The organism is Microbulbifer sediminum (assembly GCF_021729035.1).
Classification (GTDB): domain Bacteria; phylum Pseudomonadota; class Gammaproteobacteria; order Pseudomonadales; family Cellvibrionaceae; genus Microbulbifer; species Microbulbifer sediminum.
Map to the genome: position 1 here is coordinate 273480 of NZ_JAJSAP010000005.1, position 19080 is coordinate 292559.

At 62.8% G+C, this 19080-nt stretch carries 19 protein-coding genes; 2 read left to right on the forward strand and 17 right to left on the reverse strand.

The window, feature by feature from the left end:
- Positions 1-6: 6 nt before the first annotated feature.
- The 15 genes from prfB to ffh form a co-directional block, all read right to left on the reverse strand.
- Positions 7-1102 (reverse strand): peptide chain release factor 2 gene (gene prfB / locus LVD11_RS10555; protein WP_237058785.1). Its coding sequence is split into 2 segments (ribosomal slippage): positions 7-1029 and positions 1031-1102, totalling 1095 coding nucleotides; the frame shifts between segments, so codons are not numbered across the junction.
- Positions 1103-1186: 84 nt separating this feature from the next.
- A complete protein-coding gene (locus LVD11_RS10560; protein ID WP_237058786.1) occupies positions 1187-1582 on the reverse strand; it encodes a MerR family DNA-binding protein in 396 nt (131 codons plus the stop codon).
- A 59-nt stretch (positions 1583-1641) separates the two neighbouring features.
- Positions 1642-2082, reverse strand: a complete 441-nt coding sequence (locus tag LVD11_RS10565; RefSeq protein ID WP_237058787.1) for a hypothetical protein — start codon at positions 2080-2082, stop codon at positions 1642-1644.
- 108 nt (positions 2083-2190) lie between these two features.
- Positions 2191-2826 carry a LysE family translocator gene (locus LVD11_RS10570; protein WP_237058788.1) on the reverse strand — a complete coding sequence of 212 codons (636 nt, stop codon included), beginning with the start codon at positions 2824-2826 and terminating at the stop codon, positions 2191-2193.
- 2 nt (positions 2827-2828) lie between these two features.
- The gene (locus LVD11_RS10575; protein WP_237058793.1) at positions 2829-3740 is read right to left on the reverse strand and encodes a DMT family transporter; all 912 of its coding nucleotides are present in this window, start codon (positions 3738-3740) and stop codon (positions 2829-2831) included.
- Between the two features lie 64 nt (positions 3741-3804).
- The gene (recJ, locus tag LVD11_RS10580) at positions 3805-5532 is read right to left on the reverse strand and encodes a single-stranded-DNA-specific exonuclease RecJ (protein ID WP_237058795.1); all 1728 of its coding nucleotides are present in this window, start codon (positions 5530-5532) and stop codon (positions 3805-3807) included.
- A 26-nt stretch (positions 5533-5558) separates the two neighbouring features.
- The gene (gene thrC, locus LVD11_RS10585) at positions 5559-6947 is read right to left on the reverse strand and encodes a threonine synthase (protein WP_237058797.1); all 1389 of its coding nucleotides are present in this window, start codon (positions 6945-6947) and stop codon (positions 5559-5561) included.
- A 166-nt stretch (positions 6948-7113) separates the two neighbouring features.
- The gene (locus LVD11_RS10590; protein WP_237059066.1) at positions 7114-8439 is read right to left on the reverse strand and encodes a homoserine dehydrogenase; all 1326 of its coding nucleotides are present in this window, start codon (positions 8437-8439) and stop codon (positions 7114-7116) included.
- Positions 8440-8803: 364 nt separating this feature from the next.
- Complete coding sequence (locus LVD11_RS10595; RefSeq protein ID WP_237058800.1) at positions 8804-9550, reverse strand: DsbC family protein; 747 nt, start codon at positions 9548-9550, stop codon at positions 8804-8806.
- Positions 9551-9731: 181 nt separating this feature from the next.
- A complete protein-coding gene (xerD, locus tag LVD11_RS10600) occupies positions 9732-10625 on the reverse strand; it encodes a site-specific tyrosine recombinase XerD (protein ID WP_237058802.1) in 894 nt (297 codons plus the stop codon).
- Positions 10626-10790: 165 nt separating this feature from the next.
- On the reverse strand, positions 10791-11147 hold the full coding sequence (rplS, locus tag LVD11_RS10605; protein ID WP_439651291.1) for a 50S ribosomal protein L19: 357 nt from the start codon (positions 11145-11147) through the stop codon (positions 10791-10793).
- 109 nt (positions 11148-11256) lie between these two features.
- On the reverse strand, positions 11257-12036 hold the full coding sequence (gene trmD, locus LVD11_RS10610) for a tRNA (guanosine(37)-N1)-methyltransferase TrmD (RefSeq protein ID WP_237058806.1): 780 nt from the start codon (positions 12034-12036) through the stop codon (positions 11257-11259).
- A gap of 4 nt (positions 12037-12040) precedes the next feature.
- Positions 12041-12580, reverse strand: a complete 540-nt coding sequence (rimM, locus tag LVD11_RS10615) for a ribosome maturation factor RimM (protein WP_237058808.1) — start codon at positions 12578-12580, stop codon at positions 12041-12043.
- Positions 12581-12609: 29 nt separating this feature from the next.
- Positions 12610-12849 (reverse strand): 30S ribosomal protein S16, encoded by a 240-nt coding sequence (rpsP, locus tag LVD11_RS10620; protein WP_237058810.1) that lies wholly within the window; start codon positions 12847-12849, stop codon positions 12610-12612.
- 245 nt (positions 12850-13094) lie between these two features.
- Complete coding sequence (gene ffh / locus LVD11_RS10625; protein WP_237058818.1) at positions 13095-14507, reverse strand: signal recognition particle protein; 1413 nt, start codon at positions 14505-14507, stop codon at positions 13095-13097.
- 221 nt (positions 14508-14728) lie between these two features.
- Here ffh and LVD11_RS10630 point away from each other — a divergent pair, with 221 nt between their 5' ends.
- Entirely contained in the window at positions 14729-15529 is an 801-nt protein-coding gene (locus tag LVD11_RS10630) for a cytochrome C assembly family protein (protein WP_237058820.1), read from the forward strand.
- 89 nt (positions 15530-15618) lie between these two features.
- Positions 15619-16887, forward strand: coding sequence for an HlyC/CorC family transporter (locus LVD11_RS10635; protein ID WP_237058822.1), 1269 nt, complete (start codon positions 15619-15621; stop codon positions 16885-16887).
- Positions 16888-17229: 342 nt separating this feature from the next.
- Here LVD11_RS10635 and rnhB read toward each other — a convergent pair whose 3' ends face one another.
- Together rnhB and lpxB are read right to left on the reverse strand one after the other, a co-directional pair.
- The gene (rnhB, locus tag LVD11_RS10640) at positions 17230-17856 is read right to left on the reverse strand and encodes a ribonuclease HII (RefSeq protein ID WP_439651286.1); all 627 of its coding nucleotides are present in this window, start codon (positions 17854-17856) and stop codon (positions 17230-17232) included.
- Positions 17857-17860: 4 nt separating this feature from the next.
- A complete protein-coding gene (gene lpxB, locus LVD11_RS10645; RefSeq protein WP_369413314.1) occupies positions 17861-19051 on the reverse strand; it encodes a lipid-A-disaccharide synthase in 1191 nt (396 codons plus the stop codon).
- Positions 19052-19080 lie beyond the last annotated feature (29 nt).

Below are 19080 nucleotides of genomic sequence, written 5' to 3' on the forward strand. Positions count from 1 at the left end.
GAAGGATTACAGGCCGGCCTTGAGGCTCGCCTCGATGAACTGGTCGAGGTCACCGTCGAGCACCGACTGGCAGTTGCTGGTCTGCACACCGGTGCGCAGGTCCTTGATGCGCTGGTCATCGAGCACATAGGAACGGATCTGGCTGCCCCAGCCGATGTCCGCCTTACTCTCTTCCATCGCCTGCTTTTCGGCGTTGCGCTTCTGCATCTCCTGCTCGTAGAGCTTGGCGCGCAGCATTTTCCAGGCCTTATCGCGGTTCTGGTGCTGGGAGCGCTCGCTCTGGCAGGCGACCACGATACCGGACGGTACATGGGTCAGGCGCACAGCTGAATCGGTCTTGTTTACGTGCTGGCCACCGGCGCCCGAGGCACGGTAGGTATCCTCGCGCACCTGCGACTTGTCCACCTCGATCTCGATGTTGTCGTCGATCTCCGGCGACACGAATACCGAGGTGAAAGAAGTGTGGCGGCGGTTGCCGGAATCGAACGGCGACTTCCGCACCAGCCGGTGGACGCCGGTTTCCGTGCGCAGCCAGCCGAAGGCATGGTCGCCCTGGAAATGGATGGTGGCACTCTTGATGCCGGCCACTTCGCCGGCGGAAGCCTCTTCCAGCGTAGTCTTGAAGCCGTGGGCCTCGCCCCAGCGCAGGTACATGCGCAGCAGCATCTCGGCCCAGTCCTGGGCCTCGGTGCCCCCGGAACCCGCCTGGATATCCAGGTAGGCGTTGTTGGCGTCAGTCTCGCCGGAGAACATGCGGCGGAACTCGAGGATACCCAGCTGCTCCTGCAGGCTGTCGATTTCCTCCGCGACCTCGGCAACGGAGTCCTCGTCACCCTCTTCCGCTGCCATCTCCAGCAGCTCTCGGCAGTCGGTAATGCCACTGTCGAGATTCTCGATGGTGGAAACAACGGTTTCCAGGGAGGAGCGCTCGCGACCCAGTTCCTGGGCACGCTCGGGCTGGTCCCAGACGCTGGGCTCCGCCAGCTCCAGCTCGACCTCGGTCAGGCGTTCTTTCTTGTTGGCGTAGTCAAAGATACCCCCTAAGAACGCCAGTGCGCTCTTCGAGGTCATTCAATTTGTTCAGCAGGGGATTGATTTCCATGGATTCCAGAATTCCGAGCCAGTTGAAAGCGGCGCGCATTCTACCGCAGCGCGCCCTGCCCTTGCCAGTGCGCCCCGGCCCGCCTCAGCGCGCAACCGGGGCCGCCAGTCCGGCCAGAATCGAGCACTCAGGGGAATCATCCCCCGGACAGTCCTGCGCCAGGCCCTGTAGGGTTGTCCGCATTTCCCGCAACTGGTCGATCTGCTCATCCAGCTGCGCCAGTTTGCCCTCGACCATGGCCCTGGCCTCGCGACTGCGTCGCCGCGGGTTGCGATGCAATGCCAGCAGGCCGCTCACCTCGTCAACCGAGAAACCGGCATTGCGGGCGCGCCGGATGAAATGCAGCGCCTCAAGGTCCGCGTCGTTGTAGTCACGGTAACCATTGGCGCAGCGCCCGGGAACCACCAGGCCGCTGGATTCGTAGTAGCGCAGGGCCTTGGTGGTCAGCCCACTCAACCGCGCCGCAGCAGAGATGTTCATGCGACCTCCCGCGAATAAGCACAAAGCTCCAAGAGGCGCCATTGTACACCGGGCCGGCTTCAGTTGCCGTTGCCGGGGCAGCTGGCCTGCTGATACTCGATATTGTCGGCGGGGTCGTAACCCTGCTGGAGGACCGTATCCAGCGAGGTTTTCTCTACCAGGTGCAGCAGGATATCCCCGGTCTGGCCGCCGCAGACGCTGGCATACATACGGTCGGTGCGGGTTCCGCAACGGGACTCCTGGATATCCACACCGGCGGCGCTGAGGCTGCTGGTGCTCTGCTCCAGGGTTGTCCCACCGTTCTCGCACTGGCGGTTGCCGCGGGCGCGGAAGACCCACACCAGCTCTTCCGCCGGTACGGCCTCCATCTCGCCGGTTTCCTGCTGGCCATTGCCGCCGTTTTCGGCGCTGGTATCGTCGGGAGTGGGTTTTTCCTCTTCGCGCGGCGCACAGCCAGCCGCCAACAGCAGCAGGCTCACAACCAGTAGTAGGTTTTTCATGGGCTCTCTTCCTCCTTAAAGTCACTGCCCGCAAACGGGCGGGATACTGATGCGTCGGACCGCCAGATCGCCGGGCCGCCGGACCGCCGGGCCGCCGGGCCGCCGGCATCACCCGAACGCCAGCCAGCCTCCCACGCCCAGCATCAGGCTGCCGGCAATGCGATTGATTACCGCGACATTTTCACCGCGCTGCAGCAGCCGCCCGAGCGTCTGGCCACCGCCGGCATAGATGAGCATGCACAGGGTTTCCAACAGCAGAATGATAGCAACCAGCACCGCCAGCTGCGGCGCCAGGGGCAGGCTGTTGTTGATAAACGGGGGCAACAGGGCGATGGTGAAGGCCCAGCCCTTGGGGTTGGCCACGGCGGTAACGAACCCCTGCGCCACCAGGGCCCGGCGCGCGGGAATCGGCTGCTCCCCGGCCTCAGAGGGCGCCACCATCACCATCCGCCCGCGGGAACGCCACATCTGCACCCCAACCCAGGCCAGGTAAGCCCCGCTCACATACTTGAATAGGGTGAAGGCGGTGGGGTATTTCAGCATCAGGGCCGCAATGCCCAGCACCGCAGACACGGATACCAGCGCCACCCCGGCCAGCTCCCCCAGCATCATCCAGGCCGTGCGACGCACGCCCACGGTCATGCCCAGCGTCAGCGCCAGGGTCATGCACATCCCCGGTGTGATGGAAACGACAAAAAAGGTCGGCACAAACAGTGCCAGCAGCGACAGGTCAATCAGCCCCATAGTCAGTGATGTGTCCCCGTGTGATTGCCATAGTGGCTGACCAGCATACCAGCCAGCATCAGGCCACAGCCAAGCAGTTCCCGCACGGAAAGCATCTCATTCAGGAACAGCCAGCCGGCCACCAGCGCGAATACCGCCTCCAGGCTCATGATGACCGTGGCGTGGGAGGGCGCCGCATGGCGCTGGGCCAGCAACTGGAAGGTGAAGGCGATCGCGGTGGAGAAGACCATCATGTAAGCGATCGGCCAGGCGGCGTCCACAGCCGACTGCAGGCTGGGCTGCTCCACCACCAGCGCGGCAACCCCGGAGAGGACACCGCAGACCAGGAACTGGATACAGGCCAGACGCAGGGCGTCGTAGCGGCGGACGAAATGATCGGCGGAGAGCACCTGCACCGCAAACACGAACGCGCTGGCAAACACCATCAGGTCGCCGATCAACTGGGCCTGTTCACTGAAATCTGCCAGCCAGTAAAGGCCCAGCAACGCCAGCCCGATTCCGGCCCAGGTCCAGCGATTGGTGCGATGCCCCAGGGACAGGCCAATGACAGGCACCAGTAGCAGGTAAAAGCCGGTGATAAAACCGGCGCGGCCGGCAGTGGTGTACAGCAGGCTGGCCTGCTGCAGGGCCGCCCCCAGGAACAGCCAGAAACCCAGCACGGCTCCGCCGGGCAGGCAGCGGCGCCAGGTGTGGTGGACGCGATGGCCACCCTCCTCGCCCGGCTGCAGGTCCCGGCGGGACGACAGCCAGTACACGATGGGGACCAGCAACAGGCCACCCAGGAAGAAACGCCAGGCATTGAAGGCCAGCGGCTCGATATGCGCCATGGCGATTTTCTGGGGCACAAAGGCGAGCCCCCAGAACAGGGCGGCCAGTAGGAGCAGGACTTCGGCCCGGGCTTGCTTGAGATTCATACAGGTACATCCACAGGGGGCGCGGTCGACGCGGCCCGGTAACTCGGTAAAAGGCTTGCCGGATTCAGGCCGGCTCCAGGTGGTCCACCAGCAATTGCAGGGACTCGCGGCCGCGAAACTCGTTGATATCCAGCTTGTAAGCCAGCCGTACCCGGTCCACCGACTGGGGCCACTGGTCCGTGTCCACATTGAAGGCGATTGCATCGACGGCCCGCTGCGGGTCCGCAACCGGTGCCACCGTCATTTTCAGGTGCCGCTCGCCGACGATGCGCTGCTGCAACAGGAGGAACTCACCGTCGAACAGCGGTTCGGGAAACGCCTGCCCCCAGGGGGCGCAGTCACGCAGCATGGCCGCGGTCTGCAGGGAGAAATCGACGGGTCGCAGCTCGCCGTCGGACTCAATCACTGCCTGCAGGCGTGACTCGTCCAGGCGCACACGCACCGCCGCCTCGAAGGCATCGCGGAAAGCGTCGAGGTTTTCCGCCGGCAGGCTGAGTCCGGCAGCCATGGCGTGACCACCGAACTTGCTGATCAGGTCCGGGTGTGCAGCCGCCACATCGCTCAGGGCATCGCGGATATGCAGGCCGGGAATCGAGCGCGCCGATCCCTTTACCAGGCCGTTGTCCCCATCGGCGAAGGCGATCACCGGGCGGTGGAATTTTTCCTTGATGCGACTGGCCAGGATGCCCACAACGCCCTGATGCCAGCCGGCGTCGTAGAGGCACAGGCTCCAGGGAATCTCACCGTCCAGGTGCACCTTTTCCAGGGCTGCCAACGCCTCCCGCTGCATCCCCTGCTCGATGGCCTTGCGGTCGCGGTTCAGCGCATCGAGCTCCGCAGCCAGCTCGCGCGCCTCTTCCGGGTCCTGCGTCAGCAGGCAGCGGATACCGGTACTGATATCGTCCAGGCGTCCCGCAGCATTGATACGCGGCCCAAGTATAAAGCCGATATCGGTGGTGGACAGGCGACGCTGGTCGCGGCCCGCGACCTGCAACAACGCGGCAATACCGGGCCGGCAGTGACCGGCACGGATACGGGCGATGCCCTGGTGCACCAGGATGCGGTTGTTGTGGTCCAGCGGCACCAGGTCCGCAACAGTGCCCAGTGCCACCAGGTCCAGGTAGTCCGCCATACTGGGAGCGGCGATACCGCTCTCGGCAAACCAGCCACTATGAACCAGGGCAGTGCGCACGCGGCTCAGCAGGTAAAAGATCACCCCCACCCCGGCAAGGCTTTTGCTGGGGAAATCACAGCCAGGCTGGTTCGGGTTGACGATGGCATCCGCCTGCGGGAGTTCATTCCCGGGCAGGTGGTGATCGGTCACTATCACCTGCATGCCCGCCGCGCGGGCCGCCGCAACCCCGTCGATACTGCTGATACCGTTGTCCACGGTGATCAGCAGATCGGGCTGGTAATCCTTCGCCACCTCGACGATTTCCGGGGTCAGGCCATAACCGAAATCGAAACGGTTGGGGACCAGGAACTCCACCGAGGGCGCGCCCATGGCCCCCAGGGCGAGCACCGCCAGGGTGCTCGACGTGGCACCGTCGGCATCAAAGTCCCCCACGATAAGGATCTTCTGCTGTGAACGCACCGCCTCCACCAGCAGCTCCACAGCGGCCTGCACCCCGCGCATGGCATCCGGTGAATGAAGCCGCGCCAGACGGTGCTCCAGGGCATCCTCACTGGTTACGCCGCGGCCCAACAGCACGCGCTGGAGAATTTCCGGTACATCAGAAGCAAAACGGCCAGTGGAGAGGTCCACTGGCCGCCGCTGGATTGTTTTGATCATTCTTTCTCAGCTGGTCATGTATCTGGTCACAGGGCCGTCGCTATAAACCGGTGAACCTGCTCCAGGTCATTGGGAAGGACCTTATAGCGCTCCTCGCGCTGGAACAGGTCCTGCATATGGGACGGCAATGGTATCTGTTGTGTCGGCAGCGCCCTGGCCACCGCATCGGGGAATTTTGCCGGATGCGCGGTGGCCAGGCAAACCATCGGCTGGCTATGCGAGTGGCGGACCTGCCGCGCCGCCTCTACACCGATGGCCGTATGGGGATCCAGCAGGTAACCGCTGGACTGGAAAACTTCCCGGATCACCTCGACCGTACGGGCATCGTCCACGCGGCAGGAGGAGAACACTTCCCGTGCCCGCTCCAGCGCCCCCGCATCAAGGGACATTGGGGCACCGCGATCGGCCAGCAGATTGGCCACGGATTCGCCGTCGCGCTGGTAGAGATCGAACAACAGCCGCTCGAAATTGCTCGACACCATGATATCCATGCTCGGTGAAAGGCTGTGCACCAGCTCGCGGGGCGAGTGGTCGTTAGCGCTGATACAGCGGTGCAGGATGTCGTTGGCATTGGTGGCAATCACCAACTGGTCGATGGGCAGGCCCATCTGTCGCGCCAGGTAGCCGGCAAAGATATCGCCAAAATTGCCGGTGGGTACCGAGAAGTTCACCGTCCGCTCCGGCGCACCGAGGTTCAGCGCGGCATAGAAGTAGTAGACGATCTGGGCCATGATCCGCGCCCAGTTGATGGAGTTCACCGCCACCAGCCGGCGCCCGTCCGGCAAAAAGGACTGATCGGCAAAGCTCGCCTTGACCATGTTCTGGCAATCGTCGAAGTTGCCTTCGAGCGCGATATTGAACACGTTGTCCGACAGTACCGTGGTCATCTGGCGACGCTGCACCTCGGACACGCGGTTGTGCGGGTGCAGGATAAAAATATCGATATTGTCGCAATGGCGACAGCCCTCGATGGCGGCGGAGCCGGTATCGCCGGAGGTCGCCCCCATCACCACTACCCGCTCACCCCGTTTCTTCAGCAGATGATCGAACAACTGCCCGAGGAACTGCAGGGCGAAATCCTTGAATGCAAGCGTCGGCCCGTGGAACAGTTCCAGCACCCATTCGCTGCCGGCCGTCTGCACCAGCGGAGCCACGGCAGCGTGACGGAACTTACTGTAGGCACGGTCAATAATGCCGCGCAGCTCGTCGTCGGCGAGGTCGTCGCCGGCAAACGGCTGGATGATCCGGAATGCCAGCTCGGAATATTCGAGCCCTGCCATCGCGCGGATTTCGTCGCGGGAGAACTGCGGCAGGGTTTCCGGTACATACAGGCCGCCATCACTGGCAAGACCGGTAAGGACCGTATCGGCAAAAGACAGGGACGGCGCGCGGCCACGGGTACTGATAAATTTCACGGTTTATTCGGTATTCAATCTTGAGGATTCATTGAAGGAGTGGCGCTGGCGACCCTGTGGCAAACAATTGCCGAAAAGGCTGTTTGCCACAGGGTTGCCAGCGCCATGGCCAGTACGGATCGCGGCCAGGGGCCGCTCTTACGGGAAATTTCGTCGTGGGATGGTCTCAACCCAGGGGCTCCACGCGGATACGCACCACATCACCCTCGACCGTGTCCAGGGCCTCGATCTGTGCCACCGCCTCCCGCAGGCGCGCCTCGCGGGCTCGGCTGGTGAGGATAACCACCGGCACCAGCGCCTCGCCCTCGGCCGGTTCGTGCTGGATCAGGGCCTCGATGCTGATGCCCTGGTCGCTGCAGATGCTGGCCACCTGGGACATGACACCGGGCTTGTCGTGGGCCGAAATACGCAGGTAGTAACTGGTCACCACCTCATCCATCGGCAGCACGCTGGAATTGCCCTGGTTGTCACGGGTCACGCCTGCCAGCGGCACGCGCTCCTCGGGCCGGGACTCCAGGGTCCGGGCCACATCGACGATATCCGCGATCACCGCGGAGGCGGTCGCCTCGTCGCCGGCACCGGCACCGTAGTAGAGCGTCGGCCCCACGGCGTCGCCGCTCACCAGCACGGCGTTCATCACCCCGTTCACATTGGCGATCAGGCGCCGCTGTGGGATCAGGGTGGGATGCACCCGCAGCTCCACGCCCTTGTCGGTACCCCGCGCGATGCCCAGGTGCTTGATACGGTAGCCGAGCTCGTCGGCATAGCGGATATCCTCACTGGAGACGCCACTGATGCCCTCGGTGTAGACCTTGTCGAATGCCAGCGGTATGCCGAATGCCAGCGACGCCATAATCACCAGCTTGTGAGCTGCGTCGATGCCCTCGACGTCGAAAGTGGGGTCCGCCTCTGCATAGCCCAGCTCCTGGGCCTGGCGCAGGGCCTCCTCGAAGCTGCGGCCCTTCTCCCGCATCTCGGTCAGGATATAGTTACCGGTGCCGTTGATAATGCCCGCAAGCCACTCGATCCGGTTACCCACCAGGCCCTCGCGCAGCGACTTGATGATCGGGATACCACCGGCCACCGCCGCCTCGTAGGCGATGGTGACGCCCTGCTCCGCCGCCGCGGCAAACAACTCGTTACCGTGCTCCGCAATCAGTGCCTTGTTGGCAGTCACCACGTGCTTGCCGTTGGCCACCGCCGCCAGCACCAGCTCCCGGGCCACAGTCGTGCCCCCGATCAGCTCCACCAGCACATCCACTTCCGGATTACTGGCAACATCAAATATCTCCCGCGAGATGCTGATGCCGCTGGTATCGCAGGCGGGATTATCCCGCCGGGCCCCGATCTGCACGATCTCCACCGGCCGCCCACAGCGCGCGGCAATAGCCTCGCTGTTGCGCGCCATGACATTGACAGTACCACTGCCCACAGTACCCAGGCCGCAAATACCGATTCGTACGGCGCGGCGGGGCTCTCCGGCAGGTTTCAGCGACGTGACAGACGTGGTTTCTTCAACGGTTGCGCTCACAACTTCCCTCCGCGCAATCGGCCCGAGATGAAGCCCGGAGCCACGCACGGATGGCGGGCTGCCGGTGCCGGGCCAGGCAACAGCGCAATAAGTGTTTCTCAAATCGACAAAAGGACGACAACCTTACTGATAAACAGGCTAAATTGTCAATAAAATTGCGCGACGGCCGGGTTCCGTCGCCGGCCTGGGGCGCACTTACACCCGGGGCGTACTTAAAAGAGTGCCCCCGGTCTCCAAACTGGCGCCCTCTTACTCAACAGGCACAAAAAAGGCGCCCGCCGGCTGCGACCGGGGGGCGCCTTCATAAAGGCATGGACCGGTCGAATCAGATTCCCAGCGCCTTGGCCATGGTGGCCGGCGGCACATACCCGGGCACCACGGTGCCGTCCTGCATCACAATAGTAGGCGTGCCGCGGACATCGATGACCTCGTTGCCCAGCTTGTACTGCTCCGCAACCGGGTTGTCATTACAGACCTTGAGGGAGACATTTTCACGATTCTTGAGCGCGGTCAGGGTCTTGTTGCGGTCGTCCGCACACCACGCGGTCGCAATCTTGCGATAGCCGAGGGAGTTCAGGCCGCCCCGCGGGAAGGCCAGGTAACGTACTTCGATGCCGAGCTTGTTCAGCTCGGGCACATCCTGGTGCAGCTTCCGGCAGTAACCGCAGTCCACATCGGTGAACACATAGACATGCGCCTTGGTCTCGCCCTTCGGGGAGAAGACGATCATGTCATCAGTATCCAGCGACTCCATCACCCGCGCCCGCTGCTTGGTGCGGCGCTGCTCGGACAGGTTGACCAGCTCGCCGGTCTTGACCTGGAAGAGGTCGCCGTAGACGAAATGACTGCCATCTTTCGACACATACAGCGTGGTGTTACCGTCCACCTCGATTTCATAGAGACCGGCAATGGGGCTCTCGCTGACCTCGCCGTAGCTGGCCTTGGGATTGGCTGACTGCAGTTTCGCCTTGATGGCCTTGGCCACATCCGCCTCGACCTCTGCCTGGGCGCCCTGCACCAGCAGGCCCAACAGTGCGCCGACCAGGATCAGCGGCTTTCTTATCAGCGTCATTCTCTCAATTCCTCAGTCTCATTATTCGCTTCGACTCACCCGTCCGTCCCGGGTTCCAGCCAGTATGGCATGGTTTCGCGTCAATCGATCTTCATGGCGCGTTTTACAATATTCACCGCGCCGATACCACCGCCCGGAGACAGAAATGGGGAAATCCATGACGAACGACAGGAAGTGCACATCAACCGCGCGGATGGTGGTCCCGGTGCAGCGACTTGAGCCGCGCCTGGGCCACATGGGTGTAAATCTGTGTCGTGGACAGGTCACTGTGACCCAGCAGCATCTGCACCACCCGCAGGTCAGCGCCGTGATTGAGGAGATGGGTGGCGAACGCATGCCGCAGGGTGTGGGGCGACAACGGCTTCTCAATGCCCGCCACCGATGCCCAGTGCCTGACCCGGTACCAGAATGTCTGGCGGGTCATGGGCCGCCCTCTGCGCCCCGGGAAGCAGGTATCACTCTCCCCCGGCGGCAACAGCCCGGGCCGCACCTGCCCCAGGTAGCGCTGCATCCAGCCCTGCGCAGCCTCGCCCAGGGGCACCAGCCGCTCCTTGCCCCCCTTGCCGAAGACCCGCACCACGCCCTGGCGCAGGTTGACCTGGCTAACCCGAAGCTCCACCAGCTCGGTCACCCGCAGACCACATGCATAAAGGAGCTCCAGCATGGTCCGGTCCCGCAGGCCGATCTCACTGTCGAGGTCCGGCGCCTCGAGCAAGGCTTCCACATCCGCCTCCGACAGGGACTTGGGCAGGGGTTTGGGCAACCTGGGGTTCTCCACCAGCGCCACCGGGTCTTCCCGCACCAACCCCTGGCGCAGGCAGTACTGGTAGAAGCTGCGCAGAGCTGCCAGCGCCCGCGCACTGGAGCGCGCCGAACGCCCCTCCCGGTGCCGCTGCCCCAGGTAGGCCAGGACGTCGGCGCCACCGCAGGACAGCAGCCCGGTCCGGCTGGCAGCCGCAAACGCCCTCAGGTCGCGGCCATAAGCCGCCCGGGTGTGCTCGCTGGCACCGCGCTCGGCCCAGAGCATGTCCAGCCAGGTCTCGATCAGGTGATTCTGTTCAGATGACAATTCCATCGACCTATTTAACCATACCGGCCTGGCCAACCCGGCGGTTTTTTTCTGGCGGCAGGCGCCAGTGGACCCGGCACCTCCCCGCGCCGCGCCCAGACAATCCGGGGGGAGCAGGCATAAAAAAACCGGGACTGTTGTCCCGGTTTTCTGCGTATCGAGAAAGCGCTCTTAGTTGAGCTTTTCCTTGATTCGCGCCGCCTTACCCGTCAGGTTGCGCAGGTAGTACAGTTTGGCCTGGCGCACGTCACCGCGACGCTTGACCTTGATGCTGTCGACCAGCGGGCTGTGGGTCTGGAAAGTACGCTCGACACCAACACCGTGGGAAACCTTGCGCACAGTGAAGGAGGAGTTCAGGCCGCGGTTACGCTTGCCAATCACCACGCCTTCAAACGCCTGCAGGCGCTCGCGGTTACCTTCTTTTACCTTTACCTGGACAACAACGGTGTCGCCCGGTGCAAAAGCGGGAACTTCACTCTTCAGCTGTTCCTGTTCCAGCTGCTGGATGATTTTGTTGGTCATTTGGATTTCTCCCAAATACTAATATGTAGCTTCTCAGCTAGGCTGCCGGATTACTCTCGCCTCCCGGCGAACCCGACCTGTCAATGCGATCCACGGCTATACCGCGAACCCGTGTTCAATTCTCTTCCGCTCCGTCTCCGGCATGCTGCTCACGCCGGATCTCCTCCAGCAGTGTGGCCTGCTCACCTGTCAGCTCAATGCGCTCAAGCAGGTCGGGCCGCCTCTCGCTGGTGCGCGCCAGTGCCTGCTTGAGGCGCCAACGCCGTATTCTCTCGTGGTTGCCGGACAACAACACCTCCGGCACCGGGCGCCCGCGGTATTCCTCGGGGCGGGTGTAATGCGGGCAGTCCAGCAGCCCCTGGGCAAAGGAGTCCTCCACCGCCGACTGATCGTGCCCCAGGGCACCCGGGATCAGCCGTGTGACGGCATCCACCATCACCATGGCGGCCAGCTCGCCACCACTTAAAACATAGTCACCGATCGACCACTCTTCGTCGATCAGGGTCTCGACGATACGCTCGTCGATGCCCTCATAGCGCCCCGCCAGCAACACCAGGTTGCCGGCGCCGGCGAGCTCCTCGACACCGCCCTGGTCGAGCGGCCGGCCCTGCGGCGAGAGGTAGATCGAGCGAGCCTGGCCACTGCCCCCCTCTGCCCATTCCCGTGCAGCCGTCAGCGCCTGGTACAGGGGTTCCGCCAGCATCACCATGCCCGGACCGCCGCCATAGGGGCGGTCGTCAACCGTGCGGTGCCGGTCGCTGGTGAAATCCCGCGGATTCCAGCAACGCACCTCCAGCAGGCCATCCCTGACAGCACGACCACTGATACCGTAGTCAGTCAGGGCGGCAAACATCTCCGGGAAGATGCTCACCAGCGCAATTCGCCGGGTGGTCATGGGGCTAGAATTCCGGATCCCAGTCGACAGTGATAACACCGGCGTCCAGGTCGATATCGGTAATAAACTCACCCGGCAGGAACGGGATCAGGCGCTCGCGCCCATCCTTGCCCCCGCGGACCACCAGCACATCGTTGGCACCGGTCTCCATCAGGCGTTCCACCGTGCCCAGGTCCTGCTCTGCGCCGCCGAAACGGCTGACCACCGCAAGTCCCTCGAGCTGGTGCCAGTAATACTCGCCTTCGGCCAGCGACGGCATCTGTGCTCTGCTGACCGCGATATCGCGCTGGCAGAAACGGGCGGCCAGGTCGCGATCATCCACACCCTTGATGTGCACGATCAGGCCCTTGCCGTGTCGCCGGCCGCCGTCGATCTGTAACGGCTCCCAGCCATCCCCGGCCTGCAACCACCAGTCGTGGAACTGCAGGATATTGTCCATCGGCTCGGTGAAGGAATGCACCTTTACCCAACCGCGCACACCGTAGACGGCGGTAATGCGCCCGACCGTGACCAGTTCACCGGTTTGGGATCTGTTCTCCGTCACGGGCGCACTCGCTGAGTTACCGGCCCGGTTCAGGCGGATTCTTTCAGCAGCTTGTTAACGCGATCGGAAACCTGGGCGCCCTGGCTTACCCAGTAATCGACACGCTCACGGTCAATGCGCAGGCGCTCTTCCTGACCGCGGGCGACCGGGTTAAAGAAGCCGACGCGCTCGATGAAACGACCGTCGCGGGATTTGCGGCTGTCGGTCACAGTCAGGTGATAAAACGGGCGCTTCTTAGCACCGCCACGAGCCAAACGAATGGTTACCATGTAGCTTTCCTGTAAGTTCAACACTGGGTGGTCGCGTTTGACGACCACCAACAACAACTAGCCGGCAGCTCACCCGGCTGAAAGGCGGCGTATTCTAATGTAACGCCCGATATTTGTATAGCGCTTAACACGCTGTCGGATAAGGTTTTTCCCGCACCCGCCCGCAGCCCCCGGCACAGGGGCGCTGACGCCGCGGGGAAGCGCCCGGGGAACCCTCCCCGGGCAGCAAAAACGCCACTGACTACCTACTTCTTGCGGAAACCGGGAGGCAGGCCACCGGGCATGCCGCCCATACCGCCACCGGCACCGCCGCCCATGCCAGGCATGCCGCCCATGCCGCGCATCAGCTTGCTCATGCCACCGCCCTTGAGCTTCTTCATCATCTTGCCCATTTGCTTATGCTGCTTGAGCAGGCGATTCAGGTCCTGGATCTGGGTGCCGGAACCGGCGGTAATGCGACGCTTGCGGGAGCCATTGAGAATATCCGGGTTGCGGCGCTCGGCAGGGGTCATTGAGCTGATGAGGGCATCCATCCGCTTGAACTCCTTGCCCATATCCGCCTGCTGGGCCATCTGGGCCATATTGCCCATTCCCGGCATCTTCTCCAGCAGGGAACCAAAGCCGCCCATATTCTGCATCTGCTGCAACTGGTCGCGCAGGTCCTCCAAGTCGAAACCCTTGCCTTTCTGCACCTTTTTGACCAGCTTCTCGGCCTTGCCTTTGTCGATTGTCTGCTCGGCCTGTTCGATCAGCGAGAGAATATCGCCCATACCCAGGATGCGGGAGGCGATACGGTCGGGGTGGAAAGTCTCCAGTGCGTCGGTCTTTTCCCCCACACCGATGAACTTGATCGGCTTACCAGTCACATGGCGCACAGACAGGGCCGCACCGCCGCGGGCATCACCGTCTGCCTTGGTCAGGATCACACCAGTCAGCGGCAATGCCTCATTGAAGGCGCCGGCGGTGTTGACGGCGTCCTGGCCGATCATGGCATCAATCACGAACAGGGTTTCAGCCGGATCCAGCGCGCTGTGCAGCTCGCGGATCTCGCCCATAAGCTGCTCATCAATATGCAGGCGGCCGGCGGTATCCACGATCAGCACATCGGCAAACTGGCGACGCGCAGCATCCATGGCGCCGCGCGCGATATCCAGCGGCTTGTCTTCCGGTGCCGACGGATGGAACAGGGCCCCGACCTCGCCGGCCAGGGTCTCCAGCTGGTTGATGGCGGCGGGGCGATAGACGTCCGCACTGACCACCATCACCTTCTTCTTCTCGCGCTCCTGCAGGTACTTGGCCAGCTTGGCCACACTCGTGGTCTTACCCGCACCCTGCAGGCCGGCCATCAGGATCACCGCCGGCGGCTGCACCGCCAGGTTCAGTGGCGTGGCCGCCTCGCCCATGACCTTGACCAGCTCATCCTGCACGATCTTGACGAACTGCTGGCCCGGGTTGAGCGATTTACTGACTTTCTGGCCCACGGCAGCAGTACGCACCTGCTGCACAAAGGCCTTGACCACGGGCAGCGCCACATCCGCTTCCAGCAGGGCCTTGCGCACCTCGCGCAGTGTGTCGCGGATGTTGTCATCCGTCAGGCGCGCCTTACCGGTAACCTTTTTCAGGGCCGTCGATAAGCGATCACTCAGGTTGTCGAACATAAGTACGTCTCGATCTCTGTCTGGACCGGCCGGTCAAGTCAGGCCGGCCCGTGCGGTATCTCAGAATCAGCCCGTCCGGGGGCAATTCCATATAGTCTGGGGCGCGGCAGTATAGCCCAGGACCCCCTGCAGCAGAAATACCGCCATGTGGGGACAGGCTTTCCTGTACCGGCGCGCTGTGCCACACTGCCGCCCTATCATAATGACAGACGGATTTATCGATGGCGGCGATCGCCCACTGGACGGCTATCCTCCTTTATCTGGCCACGACTGCCGTGGCTGCACAGACGGTTTTCCGGCAACACCGCAGCCGCAACCCCCTGCTGCTGGTGCTGCTGGCCGGCGCCCTGGCAGCACACGCAACCTCCCTGTCCTTCACCCTGGTCGCGGCCGATGGCTACCGCTTTGACCTGCTGGCGATGCTTTCCCTGGTCGCCTGGGTAGTGAACCTGCTGATACTGGTACTGGCCTGCCGCCACCCGCTCACGCTGCTGATCCTGATCCTCGCCCCACTGGGCGCCATGGCGGAACTGGCCGCAGTGCACTCCTGGGGTAACGTGGCACCGCGACAACAGCTATCCGCCGGTATCGGCTTCCACGCACTGCTGTCCATCAGCGCCTACTCCCTGCTGACCCTGGCCACCCTGCAGGCCATTTACCTGCACTACCTCAACCAGCAGCTGCACAACCACAAACCCGGGGGCGTCAGCCGGTTCCTGCCACCGTTGCAGACCATGGAATCCCTGCTGTTCGGGCTGGTGGCCTTTGGCCAGCTGCTGCTGACCGCGTCACTGGTCACCGGCTTCCTGTTCGTCGACAACCTGTTCGAGCAGGACCTTGTGCATAAGACAACCCTGTCCCTGGTGGCGTGGGTGCTCTACAGCATACTCCTGTGGGGGCACTGGAAGCTGGGGTGGCGCGGCAACACGGCCGTGCGCTGGACCCTGGCGGCCTTCGCCGTGCTGATGCTGGGCTACTTCGGCAGCAAGCTGGTGCTCGAGGTCATTCTCCAGCGCGGCTGACGCAATTTGTGCCCCGCGCCGCGGGCAGCGCTTGCGGCGCAGTAAATTCTGTTTCAATATCCCGGTTCGCAAATAACAAGAGCTCACCATTGAACGAGATACCCCCCGGCCTGCTGTTCAGCCTGCTGGCTCTGCTGATTGTCATTTCCGCGTTTTTTTCCAGCTCCGAAACCAGCATGATGGCGCTGAACCGCTATCGCCTGCGTCACCAGGCCAAGAGCGGCCACCGCGGGGCCAAACGGGCGATGGAGCTGCTGACCCGGCCGGATAAGCTGATTGGTGTTATCCTGATCGGCAACAACCTGGTCAATATCCTCGCCTCGGTGCTCGCCGGAGTGGTCTTTACCAAACTCTACGGGGATGCCGGCGTCTTCTATGCGACAGCAGTGCTCACTATCGTGATCCTGATCTTTGCCGAGGTTACACCGAAAACCATCGCCGCCCTGCACCCCGAAAAGGTCGCTTTCCCCGCTTCACTGGTGCTGCGTCCGCTGCTATGGCTGCTGGCGCCGGCGGTGTGGCTGGTGGGCAGTGTCTCGAACGGGCTGGCGCGACTGGTCGGGGTTGAGGCCGGGGAGCAGGCCGAGGCCGAGCACCTGGCCCCGGAAGAGCTGCGCACCGTGGTGTTCGAGTCCGGCGCCCTGCTGCCCAGCAAACACAAGGGCATGCTGCTCAATGTGCTGGACCTGGACCAGGCCACCGTGGAGGACATCATGATTCCCCGCAACGAGGTGGTGGGAATCGACCTCGAGGACTCCGGCGATGAGATCCTGCAGCAGCTTGCGGAGAGCAGCTATACCCGCCTGCCGGTATACGCGGGCGATATCAACCGGGTGGTGGGCATCCTGCACCTGCGCCGGGCTGCGCAGATACTGCGCGAGGGTCCGGCTGCCTTCAGTGCCGAGCAGCTGAAGACCTTTACCGACGAGCCCTATTTCGTACCCGAGGCCACGCCACTGCCGACCCTGCTGATGAACTTCCAGAAGAGAAAGCGCCGCATGGGGCTGGTGGTGGACGAGTACGGCGAGGTGATGGGCATCGTCACCCTGGAGGACCTGCTGGAGGAAATCGTCGGCGATTTCACCGCCAGCCCGGTACCCAGCGAAGACGAGGAGATCATTGCCCGTGGCGACGGCTGGTACTCCATCGAGGGCGGCACCTCGATTCGCGATATCAACCGCACCTTGCACTGGGACTTACCCACCGATGGTCCCAAAACCTTCAACGGTCTGGCGATGGAATACCTGGAGAACATCCCTGACGGCAATATCAGCTTCTACATCCTCGACTACCTGGTGGAGATTGAGGAGGTTTCGGAGAAGATGATTACGCGGGCGAGAGTCAGGAAGACGCATTAAGCGCGACCCCGGGAGAGCCCACGCGGATCCAGGCGGCCTTTGGCCCCACCCTTCCGGCGCCCCGCCACCGGGGCCGCCTTGAGTGCCCCCGAAATTCCTTTCTCAATGGCGCTCAGAACCAACCAGACCTGACAACCATAATAATACCCGCCAGGAACACAGCGGCACCGAAGCCTGCTCAGGGGAGCTTGGGCTCACTGTCGCAGTCTCTTTTGGATCTTTCAAAGAAACCTGCGGGCTTACCGCAACTCTCGCAATTTTTCCCATGCAATAAGGCATCTATAGCAAATAATTGACGACGACGATCGAACGGGAGGTATGGGGAGCAGCATTGCCCCCCCCTTAAAGCCCCATCACCAGCTGCCTGACCGGGGCAAAACTCTGCCGGTGGATGGGCGTGGGCCCCAACTGCTCCAGCGCCTGTAAATGTGCCTTTGTCGGGTATCCTTTATGGCCTGCCAGTCCGTAACCCGGGTACTGGCGATCCAGCGCTACCATCTCCCGGTCTCGCGTGACCTTTGCCAGGATCGAAGCGGCGGCGATCGCCTGGACCCTGGCGTCCCCCTTGATCACCGTATCGCAGTCGTATCGCCAGTCCGGCTTGCGATTACCGTCCACCAGGACGAATTCGGGCTGTATCGGAAGCTGCTCCACAGCGCGCTTCATGGCGAGCATACTCGCATGCAGTATGTTGAGCTGGTCGATCTCGGCCACCGAGGCCCGGGCGATGGAAAAAGAGAGGGCGCACTCACGGATTGCATCGAATAGCAGCTCGCGACGTTTTTCACTGAGCTTCTTGGAGTCCGCCAGCCCTTCTATAGGTCGCGCTGGATCCAGGATGACCGCTGCAGCGACAACATCACCGGCCAGCGGGCCGCGGCCAACTTCATCCACCCCCGCCAGCAAGTCACCCCCGTAAACACATTGGTAGGGTTCCGGCATGGACTTTTTCGACCTTACGACAGCCATTTTCTCAGGCCTCCCTCTCTGTTGTTTCCCGTACCCCGCCCTCACCTCTGGTAAGCAGGGCACACACGGCATCCGCAGCACGGGAAGAGGCGTTCCTGCGCAACTGCTGGTGCAGGTCGGAAAACTCCCTCTGGAGCTGGTCGTACAGGAGGGGATCGTCAAAGTATTGCAGCAGTGCTGCACCGAGATTTTCCGGTGTGGCCTGGTCCTGCAGAATCTCCGGTACCAGCTCCCGCTGTGCCAGCAGGTTGGGCAGTGCCACCCAGGCAGTCTTCAGCATGCGGGAAAAAATCGCATAGGACAGCCCCGCCATTTTGTACGCTACCACCATGGGCTTTTTCAGCAGCATGGTTTCCAGCGTGGCGGTGCCCGAGGCAATCAGTACATTGTCCGCCGCGGCCAGCGCCGTATGGGACCGCCCCTGTAGTAGTTGCACATGGAGGTCAGGGTATTTCTCCAGCATCCCCTCCAGCTCAGAATACCGCGCCTCGTTCGCAGCCGGGAGGACAAACTTGAGTTCCGGCCGGCGCTGGCGACACCAGCTTGCGGCCTGCAGGAACAGCGGTCCCAGCAATCGTACCTCGCCGCCGCGACTGCCCGGCAACAATGCAATCACCCGATCTTCCGGCGCGTAGCCCAGCTCAGCGCGCGCGGCGCGGACATCCGGCTGCAGCGGTATTTCGTCCGCCAGCGGGTGACCGACAAATGTCACCGGTACCCGGTGTTCCCGATAAAAATCCGCTTCGAACGGCAGCAGGGTCAGCATATGGTCAACCGCCCGGGCAATTTTCTTTATCCTCCCGCGCCGCCAGGCCCATACCGATGGACTGACATAATGCACGGTGGGAATCCCCGCCTCACGAAGTGATTGCTCCAGCGAGAGATTGAAGTCAGGGGAATCTATCCCGACAAAAATATCGGGCGGATTATTCAGGAAATGGTCGCGCAGGCTACGGCGGATGCGCAGCAGCTCGGGAAGACGCTTGAGAGGCTCTACCAGTCCCATCACTGACAGGCGCTCCATGGGAAAGAGGGATTTCGCCCCCAGGGCCTGCATGCGTGGCCCGGCGATGCCCTCCACCTGTACGCTGGGAAAGCGCGATTGCAGCTCTGCCACCAGGCCGGCTCCAAGGATATCGCCTGACGCCTCGCCGGCGAGCATGCCGACACGCAATGGTTGGTCTCGTTCTGTCACAGACTTGGCTCTCTACGGAAATGTCAGCG

Coding starts and splice junctions, on each gene's coding strand:
- recJ (WP_237058795.1), bottom strand. CDS start 5,532: ATGATCAAAACAATCCAGCGGCGGCCAGTGGACCTCTCCACTGGCCGT.
- LVD11_RS10560 (WP_237058786.1), bottom strand. CDS start 1,582: ATGAACATCTCTGCTGCGGCGCGGTTGAGTGGGCTGACCACCAAGGCC.
- rnhB (WP_439651286.1), bottom strand. CDS start 17,856: ATGGCTGTCGTAAGGTCGAAAAAGTCCATGCCGGAACCCTACCAATGT.
- LVD11_RS10630 (WP_237058820.1), top strand. CDS start 14,729: ATGGCGGCGATCGCCCACTGGACGGCTATCCTCCTTTATCTGGCCACG.
- rpsP (WP_237058810.1), bottom strand. CDS start 12,849: ATGGTAACCATTCGTTTGGCTCGTGGCGGTGCTAAGAAGCGCCCGTTT.
- LVD11_RS10575 (WP_237058793.1), bottom strand. CDS start 3,740: ATGAATCTCAAGCAAGCCCGGGCCGAAGTCCTGCTCCTACTGGCCGCC.
- LVD11_RS10570 (WP_237058788.1), bottom strand. CDS start 2,826: ATGGGGCTGATTGACCTGTCGCTGCTGGCACTGTTTGTGCCGACCTTT.
- trmD (WP_237058806.1), bottom strand. CDS start 12,036: ATGACCACCCGGCGAATTGCGCTGGTGAGCATCTTCCCGGAGATGTTT.
- ffh (WP_237058818.1), bottom strand. CDS start 14,507: ATGTTCGACAACCTGAGTGATCGCTTATCGACGGCCCTGAAAAAGGTT.
- LVD11_RS10565 (WP_237058787.1), bottom strand. CDS start 2,082: ATGAAAAACCTACTACTGGTTGTGAGCCTGCTGCTGTTGGCGGCTGGC.
- LVD11_RS10595 (WP_237058800.1), bottom strand. CDS start 9,550: ATGACGCTGATAAGAAAGCCGCTGATCCTGGTCGGCGCACTGTTGGGC.
- xerD (WP_237058802.1), bottom strand. CDS start 10,625: ATGGAATTGTCATCTGAACAGAATCACCTGATCGAGACCTGGCTGGAC.